20 protein-coding genes are annotated in these 20,997 nt (G+C 69.5%); 14 read left to right on the forward strand and 6 right to left on the reverse strand.

What is annotated here, in order from left to right; all coding sequences use genetic code 11:
- Positions 1-5: 5 nt before the first annotated feature.
- The 12 genes from alaS to Q9G87_RS39520 all read left to right on the forward strand — a co-directional run bounded on the left by alaS (position 6) and on the right by Q9G87_RS39520 (position 14,511).
- The gene (gene alaS, locus Q9G87_RS39465; protein WP_305921691.1) at positions 6-2,678 is read left to right on the forward strand and encodes an alanine--tRNA ligase; all 2,673 of its coding nucleotides are present in this window, start codon (positions 6-8) and stop codon (positions 2,676-2,678) included.
- A gap of 1 nt (position 2,679) precedes the next feature.
- Positions 2,680-3,159 (forward strand): Holliday junction resolvase RuvX, encoded by a 480-nt coding sequence (gene ruvX, locus Q9G87_RS39470; RefSeq protein ID WP_305921692.1) that lies wholly within the window; start codon positions 2,680-2,682, stop codon positions 3,157-3,159.
- A gap of 190 nt (positions 3,160-3,349) precedes the next feature.
- The gene (gene mltG / locus Q9G87_RS39475) at positions 3,350-4,654 is read left to right on the forward strand and encodes an endolytic transglycosylase MltG (RefSeq protein ID WP_305921693.1); all 1,305 of its coding nucleotides are present in this window, start codon (positions 3,350-3,352) and stop codon (positions 4,652-4,654) included.
- 211 nt (positions 4,655-4,865) lie between these two features.
- Positions 4,866-6,032 carry an endolytic transglycosylase MltG gene (gene mltG / locus Q9G87_RS39480; RefSeq protein ID WP_305921694.1) on the forward strand — a complete coding sequence of 389 codons (1,167 nt, stop codon included), beginning with the start codon at positions 4,866-4,868 and terminating at the stop codon, positions 6,030-6,032.
- An 89-nt stretch (positions 6,033-6,121) separates the two neighbouring features.
- Complete coding sequence (locus Q9G87_RS39485; RefSeq protein ID WP_305921695.1) at positions 6,122-6,979, forward strand: shikimate dehydrogenase; 858 nt, start codon at positions 6,122-6,124, stop codon at positions 6,977-6,979.
- Between the two features lie 491 nt (positions 6,980-7,470).
- On the forward strand, positions 7,471-8,040 hold the full coding sequence (infC, locus tag Q9G87_RS39490) for a translation initiation factor IF-3 (protein ID WP_305921758.1): 570 nt from the start codon (positions 7,471-7,473) through the stop codon (positions 8,038-8,040).
- A gap of 126 nt (positions 8,041-8,166) precedes the next feature.
- Positions 8,167-8,361 carry a 50S ribosomal protein L35 gene (gene rpmI, locus Q9G87_RS39495; protein ID WP_043622108.1) on the forward strand — a complete coding sequence of 65 codons (195 nt, stop codon included), beginning with the start codon at positions 8,167-8,169 and terminating at the stop codon, positions 8,359-8,361.
- A 27-nt stretch (positions 8,362-8,388) separates the two neighbouring features.
- Positions 8,389-8,772, forward strand: a complete 384-nt coding sequence (rplT, locus tag Q9G87_RS39500; RefSeq protein ID WP_127934456.1) for a 50S ribosomal protein L20 — start codon at positions 8,389-8,391, stop codon at positions 8,770-8,772.
- A gap of 62 nt (positions 8,773-8,834) precedes the next feature.
- Positions 8,835-9,638: a TrmH family RNA methyltransferase gene (locus tag Q9G87_RS39505; RefSeq protein ID WP_305921696.1), complete on the forward strand. Its 804-nt coding sequence runs from the start codon at positions 8,835-8,837 to the stop codon at positions 9,636-9,638.
- Between the two features lie 50 nt (positions 9,639-9,688).
- Complete coding sequence (locus Q9G87_RS39510; RefSeq protein WP_305921697.1) at positions 9,689-10,783, forward strand: sensor histidine kinase; 1,095 nt, start codon at positions 9,689-9,691, stop codon at positions 10,781-10,783.
- 132 nt (positions 10,784-10,915) lie between these two features.
- Positions 10,916-11,956 carry a phenylalanine--tRNA ligase subunit alpha gene (gene pheS / locus Q9G87_RS39515; protein WP_305921759.1) on the forward strand — a complete coding sequence of 347 codons (1,041 nt, stop codon included), beginning with the start codon at positions 10,916-10,918 and terminating at the stop codon, positions 11,954-11,956.
- Positions 11,956-14,511: a phenylalanine--tRNA ligase subunit beta gene (locus Q9G87_RS39520; RefSeq protein WP_305921698.1), complete on the forward strand. Its 2,556-nt coding sequence runs from the start codon at positions 11,956-11,958 to the stop codon at positions 14,509-14,511. Before pheS ends, Q9G87_RS39520 begins: the two co-directional genes overlap by 1 nt.
- 47 nt (positions 14,512-14,558) lie before the next feature.
- Here the strand turns inward: Q9G87_RS39520 and Q9G87_RS39525 are convergent, their stop codons facing one another.
- Positions 14,559-15,146, reverse strand: a complete 588-nt coding sequence (locus Q9G87_RS39525) for a Uma2 family endonuclease (RefSeq protein ID WP_305921699.1) — start codon at positions 15,144-15,146, stop codon at positions 14,559-14,561.
- Between the two features lie 83 nt (positions 15,147-15,229).
- Here Q9G87_RS39525 and Q9G87_RS39530 point away from each other — a divergent pair, with 83 nt between their 5' ends.
- Positions 15,230-15,463: a hypothetical protein gene (locus Q9G87_RS39530; RefSeq protein ID WP_305921700.1), complete on the forward strand. Its 234-nt coding sequence runs from the start codon at positions 15,230-15,232 to the stop codon at positions 15,461-15,463.
- Positions 15,464-15,469: 6 nt separating this feature from the next.
- On the opposite strand, the gene Q9G87_RS39535 is transcribed toward Q9G87_RS39530, so the two are convergent.
- Entirely contained in the window at positions 15,470-16,048 is a 579-nt protein-coding gene (locus Q9G87_RS39535; RefSeq protein ID WP_305921760.1) for a Uma2 family endonuclease, read from the reverse strand.
- A gap of 145 nt (positions 16,049-16,193) precedes the next feature.
- Here Q9G87_RS39535 and Q9G87_RS39540 point away from each other — a divergent pair, with 145 nt between their 5' ends.
- Entirely contained in the window at positions 16,194-16,940 is a 747-nt protein-coding gene (locus Q9G87_RS39540; protein ID WP_305921701.1) for a metallophosphoesterase family protein, read from the forward strand.
- Here Q9G87_RS39540 and Q9G87_RS39545 read toward each other — a convergent pair.
- The 4 genes from Q9G87_RS39545 to Q9G87_RS39560 form a co-directional block, all read right to left on the reverse strand.
- Complete coding sequence (locus Q9G87_RS39545; RefSeq protein WP_305921702.1) at positions 16,937-18,241, reverse strand: MFS transporter; 1,305 nt, start codon at positions 18,239-18,241, stop codon at positions 16,937-16,939. The genes Q9G87_RS39540 and Q9G87_RS39545 overlap by 4 nt on opposite strands.
- A gap of 100 nt (positions 18,242-18,341) precedes the next feature.
- Entirely contained in the window at positions 18,342-18,701 is a 360-nt protein-coding gene (locus Q9G87_RS39550; protein ID WP_305921703.1) for a nuclear transport factor 2 family protein, read from the reverse strand.
- An 11-nt stretch (positions 18,702-18,712) separates the two neighbouring features.
- Positions 18,713-19,120 carry a hypothetical protein gene (locus Q9G87_RS39555; RefSeq protein WP_305921704.1) on the reverse strand — a complete coding sequence of 136 codons (408 nt, stop codon included), beginning with the start codon at positions 19,118-19,120 and terminating at the stop codon, positions 18,713-18,715.
- Between the two features lie 159 nt (positions 19,121-19,279).
- Positions 19,280-20,944: a class I adenylate-forming enzyme family protein gene (locus Q9G87_RS39560; RefSeq protein ID WP_305921705.1), complete on the reverse strand. Its 1,665-nt coding sequence runs from the start codon at positions 20,942-20,944 to the stop codon at positions 19,280-19,282.
- Positions 20,945-20,997 lie beyond the last annotated feature (53 nt).

Here is a 20,997-nt window from a genome sequence, read left to right on the forward strand (position 1 = left end):
CCACCATGGAGTCGGCAGAGATCGCCCGCCGCTTCCTGCGCTTCTTCGAGGAGCGTGGGCACAAGATAGTGCCCTCGGCCAGCCTGATCGCTGAGGACCCGACGCTTCTCCTGGTCAATGCGGGTATGGTGCCGTTCAAGCCGTACTTCCTGGGGCAGCGCAAGCCTCCGGCGTCACGGCTGGCCACCGCGCAGAAGTGCGTGCGCACCCCCGACATCGACGAGGTCGGCAAGACCACCCGGCACGCGACGTTCTTCCAGATGCTGGGCAACTTCTCCATCGGCGACTACTTCAAGGCCGAAGTGATCCCGTTCGCGTGGGAGCTGCTCACCAGGTCCGAGTCCGACGGCGGCTTCGGCTTCCCCGAGGACAAGCTGTGGGCGACGGTCTACCTCGAGGACGACGAGGCCTACGACCTCTGGCGCAACAAGGTCGGCCTGCCCGAGCACCGCATCCAGCGCCGCGGCCTGGAGGACAACTACTGGCACATGGGCGTCCCAGGCCCAGGCGGCCCCTGCTCGGAGATCTACTACGACCGCGGCGCCGAATACGGCAAGGAGGGCGGTCCGGTCGCCGACGAGGACCGCTACCTCGAGGTGTGGAACCTCGTCTTCATGCAATACCAGCTCAGCCAGGTCCGCACCAAGGTCGACTTCGACGTGGCGGGTGAGCTGCCGGCGAAGAACATCGACACCGGCATGGGCCTGGAGCGCATGGCGGCGATCCTGCAAGGCGTCGACAACATCTACGAGATCGACACCACCTACAAGATCCTCGACAAGGCGGCCGAGCTCACCAAGACCCGCTACGGCCGCGACCACCGCTCCGACGTCAGCCTGCGGGTGATCGCCGACCACGTGCGCACCGGCACCATGCTGGTGGCCGACGGCGTCATGCCCGGCAACGAGGGCCGCGGTTACGTGCTGCGCCGCATCCTGCGCCGTTCGGTGCGCAACCTGCGCCTGCTCGGCTCCGGCGACGAGCGCTACATGCACGAGCTCACCGACGTCGCGATCAACGTGATGGGCGAGCAATACCCCGAGCTCAAGGCCGACGCGCCGCAGATCCACGGAGTCATCGACGCGGAGGAGGCCTCCTTCCTCGGCACGCTGCGCACCGGCACCGCGATCTTCGACGTGGCCGTCGAGGAGACCAAGCGCAAGTCCGGCACCACGATCCCCGGCGACCAGGCGTTCAAGCTGCACGACACCTACGGCTTCCCGATCGACCTGACGCTGGAGATGGCGGCCGAGCACGGGCTCAAGGTCGACGAGGAGGGCTTCCGCCGCCTCATGAAGGAGCAGCGGCAGCTGGCCAAGGCCGACGCGGCGGCGAAGAAGACCGGCAACGCCGACATCTCCGTCTTCGGGCAGCTGCTCGAGGCGGCAGGCAAGATCGAGTTCCTCGGCTACGACCAGACCGAGGCCGACACCAGCGTGGTGGGCATCCTGGTGGACGGCGCGTCCGTCCCTGCGGCGGGCGCCGGCTCGACCGTGGAGGTGGTGCTCGGGCGCACCCCGTTCTACGCCGAGGGCGGCGGCCAGCTCGCCGACCAGGGCGTGATCCGCACCAGCGGCGCGGAAGTCGAGATCGTCGACGTGCAGTCCCCGCTGCCCGGGCTCGTCGTGCACCGCGGCAAGGTCCGCAGCGGCGAGCTGAGGGTCGGGGACGAGGCGCAGGCCGAGATCGACATCGAGCGCCGCCGCGCGATCTCCCGTAGCCACAGCGCGACCCACCTCGTCCACCGCGGTTTCAAGAACGCGCTCGGCGAGACCGCGGCGCAGGCCGGCTCGGAAAACTCGCCCGGCCGCTTCCGTTTCGACTTCACCGCATCGGGCGCGGTCCCGGCCAGCGTGCTGCGCGACGTCGAGGACGAGGTCAACGCGGTGCTCATCAACGACCTCAAGGTCAACGCCTTCTACACCTCGCAGGCGGAGGCCAGGGCGATGGGCGCGCTGGCGATGTTCGGCGAGAAATACGGCGACGAGGTCCGCGTGGTCGAGATCGGCGACTACTCGCGCGAGCTGTGCGGTGGCACCCACGTGCACAGCTCCGGCCAGCTCGGCCTGGTCAAGGTGCTGGGCGAGCAGTCGGTCGGCGCGGGCGTCCGCCGCGTCGAGGCGCTCGTCGGCATCGACGCGTTCCGGTTCCTGGCGCGTGAGAGCGTGCTGGTCAACCAGCTCACCGAGCAGCTCAAGGCGCGTCGCGAGGAGCTGCCCGAGCGCATCGACGGCATCGTCACCCGGCTGCGCACGGCCGAGAAGGAGCTGGAAAGGCTCCGCTCGGCGCAGGTGCTCGAGGCGGCCGGTGATCTGGTGGCCCAGGCTCGTGACCTGCGGGGAGTCTCCGTCGTGACACACCGCGCGCCTGATGGCACCGGCCCCGATGACCTGCGTAAGCTCGCGCTTGATGTGCGTGGCAGGTTCCCGGCCGACCGGCCGGCGGTCGTCCTGATCGCCGGCGTCCCCTCCGACCGGCCCGTGGTGGTTGCCGCGGTCAACGAGGCGGGGCGCGAGCGGGGGCTCAAGGCCGGACAGCTGGTCGGCGTCGCCGCCAAGGCGCTTGGGGGTGGCGGCGGTGGCAAGGACGATGTCGCGCAAGGCGGTGGCACACGACCGGAGGCGATCGGCGACGCGCTGCGCCTGGTTGAGGAGGCCATCGCGGGGCAGCTCGGCTGACATGAGGTTCGGTTCACGGATCGGCGTGGACGTCGGCTCCGTACGCGTCGGCGTGGCCCGCAGCGACCCTTCGGGGCTGCTGGCCACGCCGGTCGAGACAGTCAAGCGGGGCAAGGGCGACCTCGACCGCATCGCCGCGATCGTCGCCGAGCACGACGCGATCGAGGTCGTGGTGGGACTGCCCACCTCGATGTCGGGCCGCGAGGGGCAGGCGGCCACGCTGGCCCGCCAGTTCGCCGCCGCGCTGGCCGCCCGGCTCGCGCCGACGCCCGTACGGCTGTTCGACGAGCGGCTGACCACGGTTGCCGCCCAGCAAGGACTGCGGGCCAGCGGCGTGAAGGCCAAGAAACAGCGTGGCGTCGTCGATCAGGCGGCGGCGGTCGTGCTGCTGCAGGATGCGCTCGACTCCGAGCGCGCCACGGAAAGACCACCAGGCAGGCCCGTCGCACCGCCCCCGGCGGACGACGGACCTGCCCGATGAGCGGGCGATTCACGGGGCAGGCCTGCGTGGCGGCGACGGCGGGGGGCCGGTCGGCCGGGCGTGTGAGGAGGGCGTCGAACGCGTCCCCCATGAGCGGGCACGCAGGTGCGGCGCCGATGGCGGGCCTTCCCAGAACGCGCGGGCGTGTGGTCGCAGGCCGGAGGGGCCAGGCGTTTGGTGGGGTGGTCGCATGAGCGGCGACGGCACCGGCGGCCGCGCGCAGAATGACCCGCGTGAGGAGGAGCAGGGCGACGTCGGCGACGTGATCCCGTTCCAGGCCGACGACGACCCGCCCGAGGAGGCCGGGTCACAGGGTGGCGAGCGGGCCGAGCCCGAGGGCTCCCGAGACCGCGAGGCCTCCCAGGACCGCGGGGGCTCCCAAGACCGCGAGGACCCCCAGGAGCCCGAGGACCCTCAGGAGGGGGAAGGCGCCGAGGCGGACGTCCGGCTGACGGCGCCCCGCAAGCAGGCCATGCGCACGGTCGCCCTGGTCTCGGCCGGCCTGATCGCGGCCCTGGTGGCACTGGGGATAGGGGCGTTCGCGGTGCTCAAGCCGTACCTCAGCCCCGACGACTTCGAAGGCCCCGGCAGCGGTGCGGTGACCGTGCGGATCACACCCGGCTCCAGCGCGGAGGCCATCGGCTCGGCGCTCGCCGAGGCCGGGGTCGTGGCGAGCACGCAGTCGTTCGTCCGCGCGACGGAGGATCGCGCGGTGGCCGACCGGCTGCGGCCCGGGCACTACCGCCTGCGCAAGGGCATGGCCGCGGGCGCCGCGCTCGACCTGCTGCTCAGCCCCGCGTCCAGGGTGGTGCGGCGGGTCACTGTGCCCGAGGGCATGCGGGTGAGCGAGGTGCTGCCCCGCCTCGCCCGCCAGGCCGGGCTGCCGCTCAAGGACCTGCAGAGCGTGGACAAGGCCCTGGTCGGACTGCCCAAGTACGCGCCCGGGCTCGAAGGGTTCCTCTTTCCCGCCACGTACGAGATCGAGCCGGGGGACACGGCCGTGGACGTGCTCGCCGCGATGGTCGAGCGCTTCGGCGTCGCGGCCAAGAAAGTGCGGCTGGCCGAGCAGGCGGCGCGCGTGAAGCTGACGCCCCTGGAGGCCGTCACGGTGGCCAGCCTGATTCAGGCGGAGGGCGGCACCGACGAGGACTATCCCAAGATCTCCCGAGTGATCTACAACCGGCTCGCGAAGGGCACACCGCTCGAGATTGACAGCACCGTCCTGTACGCGCAGAACCGGCGAACACTGAGAGTAACGGAGCGCGACACCAAGGTGGACTCCCCCTACAACACCTACCGGCGCAAAGGACTGCCGCCAGGGCCCATCGCCAATCCCGGGGAGAAGGCGCTGATGGCGGCCTTGCACCCGGCCAAGGGCGATTGGCACTGGTTTGTAACGACGGATCCGGCGCATAGAATCACCAAATTCACCAACAAAGAGAGCGAGTTCGTGAGATACCGGGAAGAGTTGAACAAGAACCTCGGGGCGAGCTGATGGCCGACGGGACCCCCTCCGTCCCCACGCAAAAGCTTCAACGCGGGGCATGCGTCCTCTTTCCGTCCCCTAGCATGGCTACCCAGAGTGATCTCCGCCGGTCATGGCAGCATGTCCGGCGGCTCCCCCAGTTCCACTCGGTAACCCCTGCCGGTTGGGCCCTTCCGCTTGACGCCTGGCCGGCAGTACCGGGAGATTGGCCAGCGAACCTATGAACGATCTCGATCTGAACACGCTGCTCGGCGCCGAGGACGACGAAGGTCAGACCAGGCGCCGCACCCGAGGCTCCGGCAAACGTGGCAACGGCCGCAGACGGCGCAGGCGCCGCAACCGGGGCCGATTCATAGCGCCTCTGCTCGCCTTCGTCGTGCTGGCGGGCATCATCGGCGGCGGCGGATACTACGGCTACCTCTGGCTCAGCGACGCCCTCGTCCCAGACGACTACACCGGTCAGGGCACCGGCGAGGTCGTCATTGAGATCAAGGACGGGCAGAGCGCCTCGGAGGTGGCCGAGGAGCTGGAGCGGCAGGGGGTCGTAAAAAGCGCCAGGGCGTTCACCAACGCGATCGCCAACGCCGGCAAGAGCGCCTCGCTGCAGCCGGGCTCGTACAAGCTGCGCAAGGAGATGTCGGCGGCCAGCGCCGTAACGATGCTCGTTCCGGAGAACCGGCTGCTCGCCAAGGTGACAATCCCTGAAGGCAAGCGCCTGTCGGACACGCTGTCCATCCTCGCGAAGGCGACCGGCAAACCGGTCAAGGAGTTCACCGCCGCGGCCGAGGAGGCCGGCGAACTGGACCTGCCGTCCTATGCCAAGGGCAAGCTGGAAGGGTACGCCTTCCCGGCCACGTACGAGTTCCAGCCCAAGACCACCCCGGCGCAGATGCTGGCAACGATGGTCGACCGGTTCAAGCAGACCGCCAAGAACGTGGACCTTGAGGGCGACGCCAAGGCCCTCGGGTACAAGCCGCACGAGATCATCATCATCGCCAGCATCATCCAGGCCGAAGCCGGACGCGCTGAGGACATGCCGAAGATCGCCCGCGTCGTCTACAACCGGCTGGCGCACAAGCCGCCGATGCCGCTGTCGATGGACAGCACGGTGATGTACGCGCTCGGCAAGTACCGCACCTACGCCACCCACGCGGAGCTGCAGACCAAGTCGCGCTACAACACCTACAAGCACCAGGGCCTGCCGCCCGGCCCGATCGCGAATCCTGGCGACCACGCCATCGAGGCCGCGCTCAACCCGGCCAAGGGACCCTGGCTGTTCTTCGTGGCCACCGACCCCAAGAGTGACGTCACAGAGTTCGCCACCACCGAGGCCGAGCGCGCGGCGCTGGTGGCCAAGTGCACCAGCAACGGCGGCTGCGGCGGCTGACCCTCCCGGCCGGGAAGCGCCGTCCGCCCGGGGTGTGCAGCGTGCCGGGCGGACGGCGATAGGGTCTTCCTGTGTCGGAAGGAGTGGGAATGCGGGCGGCGGTGCTGGGATCACCCATCGGGCATTCGCTCTCGCCCTACCTGCACAGGGCCGCCTACCAGGCGATGGACCTCGACGGGTGGAGCTACGAGGCGTTCGAGTGCGATGAGGCGCGCCTGCCGGGGCTGCTGGACGAGCTCGTGCCGATGCGCGGGCAGGCGCCGCAGGACGCTGACGCCTGGGCAGGGCTGTCGCTGACCATGCCGCTCAAGCGGGCCGTGCTGCCGCTGCTCGACTCCGTCTCAGAACTGGCCGTGGAGGTCGGCGGCGCCAACACGGTGGTGTTCCGCGACGGACTGCGGCACGGCGACAACACCGACGTCTACGGCATCGAGCAGGCGCTGGCCGAGGCCGGCGTGCCCGCGCCGCGGTCGGCCACGGTGCTGGGCGGAGGAGCCACCGCGGCCTCCACGCTCGCGGCCCTGCGCAACCTCGGACTGTTCTCGACGACCCTGCTGGTACGCGACCCGGCGCGGGCGGGCGAGACGGTGGAGGTGGCGGAGCGGCTCGGCGTGGCGCTGGCGGTGGAGACGTTCGACAAGCTCGACGCGCTCACCGGGGTGGACCTGGTGGTGTCCACGCTGCCGAGCGGCGCCGCCGACGCTTTCGCCGACCGGCTGGCCCGGGTCCCCGCGCTCTTCGACGTCGTGTACTCACCCTGGCCGACCAGGGCGGCGGCGGCCGTGCAGGCAGCGGGCGGCACGGTGGTCGGCGGGTTCGCGATGCTGCTGCACCAGGCGGCGCGGCAGGTGGAGCTGATGACCGGCCGGACGGATGTGCCGGTGGAGGCGATGCGTACGGCCGGTGAAGCGGAGATCCTCAGGCGGTCGGCCAGTCGAACGGGTTGATCGTTTCCACGTCGAACCCGGCGAAGTGCTTCACGTTGCGGGTCACAAGGGTGCAATCATGCGCGCGGGCGGTAGCGGCGATGAGGCCGTCGACGCCGCAGGTGCCATCTGGTCGCTCCGGGCTGATCTGCCGTCATCTGACCCCGCTCTGACTATCCCCCCGACAGAACTTTACAGCGCTGTGCCCGGTCCGGCGGGAAGAGTTCGAGGGTGCTGCGTGGTTGTGGTAATGTAGCTCTCTGATCGGTCCGGCATGCACTGCTGGACGCGCAAGCGGAGGTCTCCCTCCCACCCGAGTCGCCGAAAGGTGTCCGGGTCCAGGATCACGCCGGACTACTCCGGGGAGCTCGAGGCCACGAAAGCCACAGAGCTCAGTGGCCCCGCATGCGCGACGTGCGGGGCTTTTCGCGTCAAGAAGCGCGGAAGGCCCTCGGCACGACGAGCACGTAGGGATCGCAAACCTAGGAGGCCCCATCAGCACTGAGCCCCGCATCAACGAGCGTATCCGAGTTCCCGAGGTTCGCCTCGTGGGCCCGAACGGCGAGCAGGTAGGCATCGTCTCGATTCACGACGCCCTGAAGCTCGCCCAGGAAGCCGACCTTGACCTCGTCGAGGTCGCGGCCACGGCTCGACCGCCCGTGTGCAAGCTCATGGACTACGGCAAGTTCAAGTACGAGTCCGCGATGAAGGCGCGCGAGGCGCGCAAGAATCAGGCGCACACGATCATCAAGGAGATCAAGCTCCGGCCGAAGATCGACCCGCACGACTACGAGACCAAGAAGGGTCACGTGGTGCGGTTCCTCAAGGCGGGAGACAAGGTCAAAGTCACGATCATGTTCCGCGGACGCGAGCAGTCCCGGCCGGAGCTGGGCTTCCGGCTGCTGCAGCGGCTCGCGGACGACGTCCAGGAGCTCGGCTTCGTGGAATCCCACGCCAAGCAGGACGGCCGTAACATGATCATGGTGATCGGTCCGCACAAGAAGAAGGCCGAGGCCAAGGCCGAAAAGGCCGCAGCCAGGGCACAGCGTGGCAGCGAGGACACTTCCGTACAGGAAGGATGACCCGCGGTTGGGGTTAGCCTTACAAAGCACCCCGATTCAGCCACCGGGACGACGAAAGACGCCGCGACCGGGTCGGCCAGCACCGGCCCGGCCACCGGCACGACCGAAACGAGGAGAGACGGCGACATGCCGAAGATGAAGACGCACAGTGGTGCGAAGAAGCGGTTCCGGCTCACCGGCACCGGCAAGATCAAGCGTCGCCGTGCCAATCGCGCCCACTACAACGAGTGGAAGTCGTCCACGCTGACGCGCCGTCTCAAGAATGAAGTCGTCCTTTCCGACGCCGATTCCAAGAAGATCAAGAAGCTGCTCGCCAAGTAGCGCGAACTTTCCCCGGGGAGAAGAAACATGGCACGCGTGAAGCGGGCGCTCAACGCCAAGAAGAAGCGCAAGGTCGTCCTCGAACGGGCCACCGGTTACCGTGGCCAGCGGTCACGTCTTTACCGCAAGGCCAAGGAGCAGATGCTCCACTCGATGACGTACGCCTACCGGGACCGTAAGGACCGCAAGGGCGCGTTCCGCCGTCTGTGGATCCAGCGGATCAATGCCGCGGCCCGCCAGAACGGCATGACGTACAACCGTCTGATCCAGGGCCTGCGCCTGGCCAACATCGAGGTCGACCGCAAGATCCTCGCCGATCTCGCGGTGAACGACATTCAGACCTTCGCCACGCTCGTCGAGGCCGCCAAGAAGGCGCTGCCGGCGAACGTGAACGCTCCGGCCGCGAGCTGAAGCACCACAGAGGGGCCCACCGGCTGACGGTGGGCCCTTTGCCGTATCCACAGGGGGAGAGCATGGCCGGGTCCGAGCTGACCAACGTGAAGTCGCCGCGGGTCAAGGCCGCCCGGCGCCTCACCAAGCGGGCCTTCCGGGAGCAGGACCGCAGGTTCCTGGCCGAGGGCCCGCAGGCGGTACGCGAGGCGCTGCGGCTCGACGGCGTCACCCTGGAGCTGTTCAGCACCGCCGAGGCCGAGCTGCGCCACCCCGAGCTGATCACCGAGGCGACGCTCAAGGGCGTGACCGTGCACCGGGCCAGCGGCGAGGTGATGGCCGAGCTGTCACAGACGGTGACCCCGCAGGGGCTGCTGGCGGTCTGCACGCTCGTGCACGTCCCCTTGGACGAGGCGCTGGAGGAGCCGCCGCGCCTGGTGGCGGTGCTCGCGCACGTCCGTGACCCGGGCAATGCCGGCACTGTGATGCGGGTGGCCGACGCGGCCGGCGCGGACGCGGTGGTGTTCACCGATGCCTCCGTCGATCCGTACAACGGCAAGTGTGTGCGCGCCAGCGCCGGCAGCATTTTTCATCTGCCGGTCGTCATCGGTGCACCGGTCAGTGCCACTGTGCGTCAACTGAAGGAGCGAGGCTTGCGCGTGCTGGCGGCAGACGGCGCGGGCAAGCACACGCTCGACGACGTCGACCTGTCGGGCCCCACCGCGTGGATCTTCGGCAACGAGGCCTGGGGACTGCCGGAGGAGATACTGGCCGAAGCGGATGATGTGGTCAGAGTGCCCATCTACGGACAGGCTGAAAGTCTCAACCTGGCCACCGCGGCGGCGGTATGCCTTTACTCCTCCGCTAGGGCTCAGCGAGTGTCCTAGGCGGCCGGAAACCCGCTATTGTCGGCGTTGTAGGCGGAGGAGGCGAGGTCGTGCACGGTGCGGAAACCGACGGGCAAGTAGTGGCCGCCGCGTGCACGATAGCCATCGACGACCTTCCCGACGGTCTCATCGTGACCGACCGATATGGGTGCGTGCTGGCCGTCAACCGGGCCGCGGCCCGGCTCACCGGCGTGGCCATGGAGCGCGCGGTCGGCCGCCACATGAACGACGTGTTCCCGTTCCGCGACCACGACGGGCGCGACTGGTGGAAGGCGGTCGACCCCGAATGCGGGCTGCGTACCCGTAGCCGGGTGCCGGAGCGGCCGCTGCACCTGCCGGGCGGGCAGGAGCTCCACGTCACCGCGAGGCTCGTACGCGAGCCGGAACGCGGCGGCGAGGTCGAGCGGGTCGCGATCACCCTGCGTGACGGCGGCGCCCGCGCCCGGCTGGAGCGCAGCCGCGCCGACCTGGTCTCCACCGTGGCCCACGAGCTGCGCTCGCCGCTGACCAGCGTCAAGGGCTTCACCGCGACCCTGCTGGCCAAGTGGACCCGTTTCACCGACGAGCAGAAGCGGGTGATGCTCGAGACGGTCAACAACGACGCCGACCGCGTCACCAGGCTCATCACCGAGTTGCTCGACGTCTCACGCATCGAGTCCGGGCGGCTGGAGGTGCGCCGCCAGGTCGTCGACATCCCCGCCAGGGTGCGCAGGCTCATCGCGGGCCGGGTCGCGGCAGGCGAGGCGGAGGACCGCTTCCACCTGATCGTGGGCGACGATCTGCCCGAGATGTGGCTCGACCAGGACAAGCTCGACCAGATTCTGGGTAACCTGGTGGAAAATGCGCTGCGCCACGGGCGCGGCACCGTGACAATCGAGATCGAGTCCGTGGGATGGGGAGTTGCCGTGTCGGTGCGCGATGAGGGCGAGGGCATCGAGCCCGAGCTGGCCCCGCGCGTCTTCCGGCAGTTCTGGCGGGGCGGCAACAGCCGCAGGCGCGGCGGCACCGGGCTCGGGCTGTTCATCGTCAAGGGCCTGGTCGAGGCGCACGGCGGCACCATCACCGTGCAGCGGGCGCCCGAGGGCGGGGCGGAGTTTCGATTTACCGTGCCCACCGGCACGCCCGACTTCGCCTCGTCTATGTGACAAGCGGAATGCGGGCTCGGTGGGCGGGCCCCACTAGACTCTTTTCCGCTCAAGCCCTGGATACGGAGCTCACTCTTGTCTGACTACGACCCCGTCGAGGTGACACCGCTGCATGCCGATGAGGTGTCGCGCATGGAAGCCGACGCCATCGCGGCGATCAAGGCAGCCGACAGCCTCGACGCACTCAAGCAGGCCAGGCTGGCGCACGCGGGCGACCGCTCGCCCATCGCCCTGGCCAACCGCGAGATCGGCGCCCTGCCGCCCGCCGCCCGCGCCGAGACCGGCAAGCGCGTCGGCGCCGCCCGCAAGGCGATCAGCGAGGCGCTGGCCGCCCGCCAGGCCGAGCTGGAGGCCGAGCGCGACGCCCGGGTGCTCGTCGAGGAGACCGTCGACGTCACCCTGCCCTGGGACCGGCGGCCGCGCGGCGCCCGTCACCCGCTGACCACGCTGCAGGAGCGCATCGCCGACGCGTTCGTCGCCATGGGCTACGAAGTGGCCGAGGGGCCCGAGCTCGAAGGCGAGTGGTTCAACTTCGACGCGCTCAACATCGCCAAGGACCACCCGGCCCGCTCCGACCACGACACGTTCTTCGTGGGCTCCACCGAGTCGGGCATGGTGCTGCGCACGCAGACCTCGCCGGTGCAGATCCGCGCGCTGCTCCAGCGCGAGCTGCCGGTCTACGTGATCTCGCCGGGCAAGACGTTCCGCACCGACGAGCTCGACGCCACCCACACGCCGGTCTTCCACCAGACCGAGGGCCTGGCCGTGGACGAAGGCCTGACGATGGCCCACCTCAAGGGCACGCTCGACCGGTTCGCCGAGGTGATGTTCGGCAAGGGCATCACGACGCGGTTCCGGCCCAACTACTTCCCGTTCACCGAGCCGTCCGCCGAGATGGACCTCAAGTGCTTCGTCTGCCGCGGCGCCTCGGCGACCCCCGGCAACCCGCCCTGCCGCACCTGCAAGTCGGAGGGCTGGATCGAGTGGGGCGGCTGCGGCATGGTCAACCCGCGCGTGCTCATCGCGTGCGGCGTGGACCCCTCGCGCTACTCCGGGTTCGCCTTCGGCATGGGCATCGAGCGGACTCTGATGTTCCGCCACAACGCCGAGGACATGCGAGACATGATCGAAGGAGACGTGCGCTTCACGCTCCCGTTCGGAATGGAGATCTGATGAAGGTCCCGCTTTCCTGGCTGCGGGAGTACGTCGATCTCCCGGCGGTCACCGCCCACGAGGTGGCCGACAAGCTCACCATGGCAGGGCTCAAGCTCGAGTCGATCACTTCGCACGGCCACGACGTCAAGAACGTCGTGGCCGGCGAGGTGCTCGAGATCGAGGAGCTGACCGGCTTCAAGAAGCCGATCAGGCACTGCAAGGTCGAGACCGGCGAGGCGACGCCCCGCGAGATCGTCTGCGGCGCCACCAACTTCGTGGCCGGCGACCGCGTGCCGGTCGTGCTGCCCGGCGGCGTGCTGCCCGGCGGGTTCGAGGTCGGGGCGCGCAAGACGTACGGGCGCATGTCCGAGGGCATGATCTGCTCCGAGCGGGAGCTCGGGCTGAGCGACGAGCACGCCGGCATCATGGTGCTGCCGCCGGACACGCCGATCGGCGCCGACGTGGTCGAGCTGCTCGGTCTGCGTGACGACGTGATCGAGCTGGAGATCACGCCCGACATCGGCTACGCCCTGTCGATCAGAGGTGTGGCCCGCGAGGCGGCGACCGCGTTCGGGGTGGCCTTCCGCGACCCCGCCGCCGTTGAGCTGCCCACCGAGACCGGCCCGGCGTGGCCGGCCTCGATCGCCGACCCGACCGCCTGCGACCGGTTCGTGCTGCGCGAGGTCACCGGCTTCGACCCGGCCGCGTCCAGCCCGCTCTGGATGCGGACCCGCCTCACGCGCGCCGGCATGCGGCCGGTGTCGCTGGCCGTCGACATCACCAACTACCTGATGCTGGAGCTCGGGCAGCCGCTGCACGCGTTCGACCGGTCCAAGCTGAGCGGCGAGATCGTCGTACGCCGGGCCCAGCCGGGGGAGCGCCTGGAGACGCTCGACCACGTCGTCCGTGAGCTCGACCCCGACGACATCCTCATCACCGACCGGTCGGGCCCGATCTCGATGGCGGGCACCATGGGCGGCCTGGAGACCGAGATCTCCGACGAGTCCACTGACATCGTCATCGAGGCCGCACACTTCTCCGCCACCGGCATCTCGCGCGAGTCCCGCAGGCACGGGCTGGTGTCCGAGGCGTCCAAGCGATTCGAACGCGGCGTCGACCGGGAGCTGCCGCTCGTCGCCTCCTGGCGGGCCGTGCAGCTGCTGGCCGAGCTTGGCGGGGCGACCGTCCAGCCCGGGGTCACCCACGCCGAGGTCGAGGTGACGCCGCCGCGCATCGCGATCCCGTCCCGCTACCCGAGCGTCGTGGCCGGGGTGAGCTACTCCAAGGACACCGTGGTCGCCCGGTTGCGGCAGGTCGGCTGCGTCGTCGTGGACGGCAACGATCCCGCGGTGCGCAAAGGCGGCGTCGACCCGACCGGAGTCGTGACCGGCGGCGCGCTCGCGGCCAAACTGGCCGTCAATGGCGACGACATGCTCACGGTGACGCCGCCGTCGTGGCGGCCCGACCTCACCGACCCCAACGACCTGGCCGAAGAGGTCATCCGGCTGGAGGGCTACGACACCCTGCCGTCGGTGCTGCCCAGCGCCCCGGCCGGGGCAGGCCTCACCGAGGGACAGCGGCTGCGCAGGCGGGCCGGCCGGGCGCTGGCCGAAGGCGGCTACGTCGAGGTGCTCAGCTACCCGTTCATCAGCGCCGACGACTTCGACCGGCTGTTGCTGCCCGCCGAGGACGCGCGACGCCACGCCATGCGGCTGGCCAACCCGCTGTCGGAGGACGAGCCGCTGATGCGCACCACGCTGCTGCCGGGGCTGCTCAAGACCCTGGTACGCAACGTCGGGCGCGGCTTCACCGACGTGGCGCTGTTCGAGACCGGGGCCGTCTACCGGCCGCGCGAGGGCGCTCCGGAGGTCGCGCCGGTGCTCGGCGTCGAGCGCAGGCCGACCCCCGAGGAGCTGGCCTCGATCGAGGCGGCGCTGCCCGACCAGCCGATGCGGGTCGCGGTCGTGCTGGCCGGCGAGTTCGAGCGGTCCGGCTGGTGGGGCGGCGGCCGTCAGGCCACGTGGGCCGACGCCGTGCAGGCCGCGCGGCTCGTGGCGGCCGAGGCCCGGCTCGAGCTGTCGGTCACGGCCGACCAGCACGAGCCCTGGCACCCCGGGCGTTGCGCCGCACTCTACGTGGGCGACACGCTCGTCGGGCACGCCGGCGAGCTGCACCCGCGCGTGATCGAGGCCTACGGGCTGCCGCCGCGCACCGTGGCGATGGAGCTCGAGCTGTCGCGCCTGGAGCCGGCCATGCCGGGGCCCGTCGACGCGCCTGCCGTGTCCTCGTATCCGGTGGCCACGCAGGACGTGGCACTGATCGTGCCCGACTTCACGCCGGTCGCGGACGTGGAGTCGGCCCTGCGCGACGGGGCCGGGGAGCTGCTGGAGTCGATCCGGCTGTTCGATGTCTATGCCGGGGAGCAGGTGGGCGAGGGGAACAAGTCGCTCGCCTACACGATGCGGTTCCGGGCGGCCGACCGGACGTTGACGGTGGAGGAGACGACTGCGGCGCGGGACGCGGCGGTGGCCATGGCGGCCGATCGTGTGGGGGCTCAGCTGCGGAGCGCCTGAGCCTGGGAAAGGGCCGGTACGGCGGGATGCCGTGCCGGCCCTTTCGCTTACAGGCGGTGGATCTCAGTGAGGTCGATGTCGACGTCGAAGGGGATCGCGAGCTTGAGTCTGCTCTGTCGGACGCTGGTGAGTGCGTAGGCCTCGGTGATGGGATCCAGATCATAGACGTGGACGATCAGCTCGCCGGTCTCGGTCTCGGCCCGCCAGAAGTGTGGGATCCCGGCTTCGGCGTAGAGGAGCGGCTTGCGCTTTCTGTCGCGGGACCTCGTGTCACGGGACACGATTTCGATCGCGAGCACGACGTCTCGCGTCCGAAAGTAGGTCTGATCCCAACCTTTCCAGCCGCTGGCGCGGATGACCATGACGTCCGGTTCTGGACGTTGGTCCTCATCCAAGATGACAGTCATGCGACTGACCACCAGCAAGTCTTTCGGCACGGCGCGGTCGAGGGCGGACTGGAACAGAGACACAGCGCACGAATGGATCGCGGTCTGCGGGGCGAAGAAGACTAAGCTGCCGTCGATCAGCTCGGCGTGCATGGGCAGCCCCGGGAGGCGATCGAGGTCTTCGGCCGCGAAGCCGTGTGGGGGTGGGCGAACCCAGTCGGGCAGCGGCTCAGGCGCTTCCGAGGTCATGACTGTACGTTAGTGGATATGACACAGCGTGCGCAGGCGCTCGGTTTCATCACGTGCGTGGTCGGCTGGCACAATGCGCTCTTATGAGGCAGCTGCTGGTGTTCGGCGAACGGGATGACGCCGAGGAGGTCGCCGAAACGCTGGGCGAGTGGTTCCCTGAGCTAGGGGTTCCGCGGGTGGTGCGGGAAACGCTGGCCGGGGAGGACGACGCGGAAGACGCGCAGTGGGTGATCGACATCCAAGGGCTTGGCGAGGACATGCTCGCGAAGGTGGACCATCTGGTGGATCAGTACGATGGGTGGCGGGAGATGGGCTGAGGTGGCTCAGATGCGGTCGATCTCTGTGAGGTCGATGTCGATGTCGAAGGGCATGGTGACCTTCAACCTCTCGTGATGGATGCCCGTGAGGGCGTAGGCACTGGTGGCGGGGTCGAGCTCGTAGACATAAACGACGGCTTTGTCTGAGTCGTCTTCGACGCGCCAGAAATGGGGAATCCCAGCCTCGGCATAGAGAACCGGCTTGCGCTTGCGGTCGCGCACTTCGGACTCCGGCGAGACCACCTCGACGGCCAGTATGAGATCTTGCCCCCGATAGAACGTCTGCCTGGAACGCTCTTCGGCACTGACGGGGATGACGAAGAGATCAGGCTCCGGTCGCTGGCGCTTGTCGAGTATGACGCTCATCTCGCGTCGCACAAGAAGGCCTTCCGGAGCGGCTCGACGCAGGTTGAAGACCAGAACATCGACAATCCGCATGTGGAAGGAGGCTTGGGGGCTCACGAAGACCAAGCTTCCATCAATCAACTCTGTGTGCGCAGGCAAATCCGCAATGTGATCGAGATCTTCGGCGACGAAGCCTCCGGGCGGCGGGAAGACCCAGTCCGGCAGCGAGGAAGACGTCATCTTTTGGATCACCGCTTCGGCCGTCATACTGCAACGCTACCAATCTAGTCCCCTCACGCCAGGTGAATGCACGGATACTTAGGGAGGCGTTCGTCGGGCGCGAACGGCTCTCCCTCCGTGGCCGGGATCCGGGCAGAGTGGTGGCATGCGTGTTGCCGTGCTGTCCGACATTCATGGTGTGCTGCCGGCCCTCGAAGCCGTGCTGGATGAGCCCGACGTGGCTACCGCCGACCTCATCGTGCTGACCGGGGACATGGCGGCGGGGCCGATGCCGGTGGAGACGCTCGACGTGCTCGTGGCGCTGGGGGAACGGGCGCTGTGGGTGAGCGGGAACGCCGACAGGGAGCTCGTGGAGGTGGCGCGGGGGAAGGTGCATCCTCGTGCGGTCACCCAGTGGGCGGGGGAGCGGCTGCGAGGCGATCAGGTCGAGTTGCTGGCCGGGTTGCCTGCGCGGCAGGTGGTCGAGCTCGGGCGGCTCGGGGCGGCCTTGTTCGTGCACGCCACGCCGCGCAGCGACGAGGAGGTGATCCTGGTCGACAGCTCGCTGGAGCGGTGGAGTGACGTGCTGGCGGGCGAGACGGCCGAGACGGTGGTGCTGGGGAACACGCACATGCCGTTCGTGCGGCTGGCCGATCGGGTGCTGGTCGTCAACCCGGGATCGGTCGGCATGCCCTACGGGAGGGGCGGAGTGGCGCACTGGGCGTTGCTGGATGGGGAGAGAGGCGCGGTCAGCCTGCGGTGGACGCCCCTCGATGCGGCCAGGGTGGGGGAGCGGCTGGCCGCCGAGAGCGGGTTCGAGGAGATCCAGGAGTGGGTGGGGGAGTACGTGACCAGCGTCTACTCCGATGCCGAGGCGCTGCGGGTGTTCGCCCGGGCCGAGAGTCGCGGTTAGGCGCTGGCATCCTGTGCCGCCGACTCCTCACGGCGAGCCTTTTCCGCCAGGGCGTGCTCGTCCGTCCTGGCGTCGTAGCGGCGGAACTTCGGCAGAGCCGCGGCCAGCCCCAGCACGGCGGCGACGCACAACAGGCCGCCCGCGCTCAGTGAGAAGCGGGTGCCGCCGAAGTTGGCCATCAGGCTCGCCCGGGTGTTGCCGAGCATCGGGCCGCTGGCGTACGAGAGGAGCTCGATGCCGGCGAGGCGCCCGCGCAGTTCCCGCGGGATCGTCTGGTTCCACATCGTCATCCGGAAGATGCCGCTGACCATGTCGGCCGCGCCCGCCAGCGCGATGCAGACGAAGACCAGCCACACGTTCGGGGCCAGGCCGGTCAGGGCGACCGCCACGCCCCACAGCGTCGCGGCGACGATCACGCCGAGACCGTGCCGCTGCACCCGCGCCGTCCAGCCGCCGGTGAGAGAGGCGATCAGCGCGCCGACCGCGGCGGCCGAGTAGAGCATCCCGAGCGCCTGCGGCGCGTGCAGTTCGTCGGCCAGGAAGGGAAACAACGCCGTCCCCATCGCGAACACCATGGCCGCGATGTCCACCAGATATGTCCCCATCAGGTCGCTGCGCCCCACGGCGTAGCGCACCCCCTCGACCAGCGACTTCAGCGAGGCGGGCGTGGCGTCCTCGGCGGGCGGCAGGGATCTGATCCGCCACAGCAGCACCAGGGACAGCAGGAACGTGACCGCGTCCACGCCGTACGCGGCCGCCGTGCCGGCCGTGGTCACCAGCAGGCCGCCCAGGGCCGGGGCCACGATGGCGCCGAAGTTCCAGCGCAGGCTCGCCAGCACCGCCGCCGCGCCCTGGTGCTCGTGCTTGACGACCTGCTGGAACACCGCCTCCATGCTGGGCCGCTGCAGGCAGGCGATGCCGGTGGAGATCGCGCCCACCACGTACAGGACCCAGACCTGCGGGTTCGGCAACATCGCGTTGACCGTGAGGGCGGCCGAGGTGACCAGGAGGCCCAGCTCGCTCAGGACGATGATCTTGCGGCGGTCGAGGGCGTCGGCGAGGGCGCCGCCCCACAGGCCGCACACCACCATCGGCACGAACTCCGCCAGGCTCACCAGCCCGACCGCAAGGTAGGAGTCCGTCAGCTCCTTCATCTGGTACGGCACCGCCACCAGGGTGATGAACGTGCCGAACATCGTGATGACCCCGGCCCCGAACAGCAGGCGATAGTCGCGCGAATCGCGCAGCGGGCTCAGGTCGATGGAAAGGTGACGAAGAAGGCGTCTTACTCGATCGGGCACGAGGTCCGATTGTCCGGCGGAAGCTGCGGTCCCCGCAAATCGTTTTCTCGCACAACGGACACGCGAAGGCCCCGGGGTGACCGGGGCCTTGGTCTCGGGGTCAGGCGGTGGGGACCTTGTCGAGGAAGCCGAGGACCTTGCGGATCCTGCCGTCCTCGGCCAGCTCCACGACGTCGAAGCCGACCGCGACGGGCTCCCCGCCCGCCGGGCCGAGGTGCCAGGTGAATCTGGCGATGTTGTGGTGGGTCTCGAAGACCTGTCCGGCGCTGAACACGAGGCCGGGGAACATGCCCTGCGCCCCCTCGATCACCGCGGCGATCCCGGCGTGACCGGCCACGTCGGCCAGCGGGTCGGTGTACGTGGCGTCCTCGGTCCACAACTCGGCCACGGCCTTGGTGCGGGCGTCGGCGTCGGTCTCGTTCCAGGCGGCGAGGTAGCGGTCGACGAGATTGGCGTCCATGGTGATCTCCCTTACTGGTTGCGGGCCTTGCGCAGGCCCATGATCTGCAGCTCGGCGAACCCGGCCACGGCCAGCGCCTGGGCGATGGCCCAGATCGCGCCGATCGTGGTGAAGTCGCCCGCCCCGGTGATGACGGCTGCGACGCTGCCCAGGGTCCAGATGATGTTCAGGGCGATCACGGCCCTGGTGGCGGCCGGGCTGATCGCGCGGCGGGCGGCCAGCAGGCCGACCGCGGCGCCGTACACGAGCAGGAAGACGCCGATTCCGCGCAGCAGGCCCGCCTCGGGGCCGAGCAGGGCGGCGACGGGGCCGGCGAAGGCCAGGTAGACCAGCCCGTTGCCGCCGGTGACGACGGCGTCGGCGGCCAGCGCCAGGCGCAGGAACTTCGTGCGGTCGGTCGTGACGCTCAGCGCGGTCATATCGGCTCCTTCGGTGGTTCGGTGCGACACCTGAAAGATGTCAGCCACCGGATAGGGGCCGCGATTACGCCAGAGGTAAGCGGAGGTGGTGATTCGCCGCTTCACCTGCGGCAATGGTCAGGGTGTGACGCTCGTCACGGCGAGCCACCGAAAAGTTGATCAAGCGCTTCCGAGGATCTCCTGGCGCAGGTGGGTCTTGAGGATCTTGCCGCCGGGGTTGCGGGGCAACTCGCCGTCGCGGAACCAGATGTGCGCCGGGATCTTGAACTTGGCGATCCGGCCGGCCAGGAAGGCCTGCAGCTCCGCCGGCGTGACCGACTGGCCAGGCGTCAGGCGGATGACGGCGCCGACCTCCTCGCCCAGGTCGTCGTGCGGCACTCCGATCACGGCCGCGTCGTCGACCGCCGGGTGCTCGAACAACGCCGCCTCCACCTCGGCGCAGTAGACGTTCTCGCCGCCCCTGATCACCATGTCCTTGGCCCGGTCCACGATGTAGACGAAACCCTCTTCGTCGATCTTGGCCAGGTCGCCGGTGTGCACCCAGCCGTCCACGAACGTCTGCGCCGTGGCCTCCGGCTTGTTCCAGTAGCCGAGGATCACGTTCGGGCCGCGCAGGCACAGCTCGCCCACCTCGCCGGGCGGCAGCTCGTTGTCCATCGGGTCGACCACGCGCACGTCCACCACGGGCACCGGGCGGCCGATGCTGTCGGGCCTGGCCCGGTAGTCGGCGCCGCCGTTGCCGATGGCCAGCGCGGTCGTCTCGGTCATGCCGTAGCCGTTGGAGGGGGCGCGGTTGGGGAGGTTCTCGGTAATGCGCTCCAGCAGCTTGGGCGGGGCAGGGGCGCCGCCGTAGCCGAGGGTGGCCAGCGACGACAGGTCGTACTTGCCGAAGTCGGGGTGGGACATGAGCTGCCACGCGCTGGTGGGCACGCCGATCATGGCGCTGATCTTCTCCCGCTCGATCAGGCGCAGCGCCTGCTCGGGATCCCACTTGTACATGAGCACCAGTCCGCCGCCGCTGAACATCGTCGTCGTCATGGCCGAGAAGCAGCCCGTGACGTGGAAGAGCGGCACGGTCAGCAGCGTCACGCGGCGCGTCCCCGCCGCCGCCGCGAGGTCTTTGCCGGCCAGCGCGAGCGCGTGCATGAGCCCGTAGGCCACGGTCATGGGCGACTGGCCCAGGTTGCGGTGGCTGCCGAGCGCGCCCTTGGGGCTGCCGGTCGTGCCGGAGGTGTAGAAGATCGTGGCCGGGTCGTCCGCGGACAGCTCCACGCCGGGCAGCTTCACATCGGCCGCGACCTCGCCCAGCACCTCGTCGAAAGCACGCGCTCCGGCCGGTGGCTCGCCCCTCGTGACGATCAGCGGCACGCCCGTCGAGGCCAGCCGCGCCGCCCGCTCGCCGTCCGCGATCAGCACCTTCGCGCCCGAGTCCCGCACGCCGTAGGCCAGCTCGGCCTCCGTCCACCAGGCGTTGAGCGGCACGGCCACGGCCCCGGTCGCCAGGACCGCCGAGAACGAGACCACCCATTCCGGATAGTTGCGCATGGCCACGGCCACCCGGTCGCCCTTGCGCACGCCGTAGTCGTCCACCAGCCGGTTGGCCAGTGTGGCGGCGCGGCGGAAGTGGTCCTCGAAGGTGATCTGCTCGTCCTCGTAGACGAGGAAGACCTTGTCGCCGTGGAACCTGCTCATCTCCAGCAGGGCGCGGAAGTGGGCGGGTGCGTGTTTCCACGTGCGTACCCCGGTGTCGCCGATCTCCTCTATCTCGAAGAGCTGGCCGGGGCCGGTGAGCTGCTCCTGGACCTGGGCGTGCGTGAGGGACATCTGCAGAACGCTCCCCGCGGTGGACGATTATTCTGGGTAAATCACAGTACCGA

This window comes from Nonomuraea turcica (assembly GCF_030718205.1).
In the GTDB taxonomy this organism is placed as follows: Bacteria; Actinomycetota; Actinomycetes; order Streptosporangiales; family Streptosporangiaceae; genus Nonomuraea.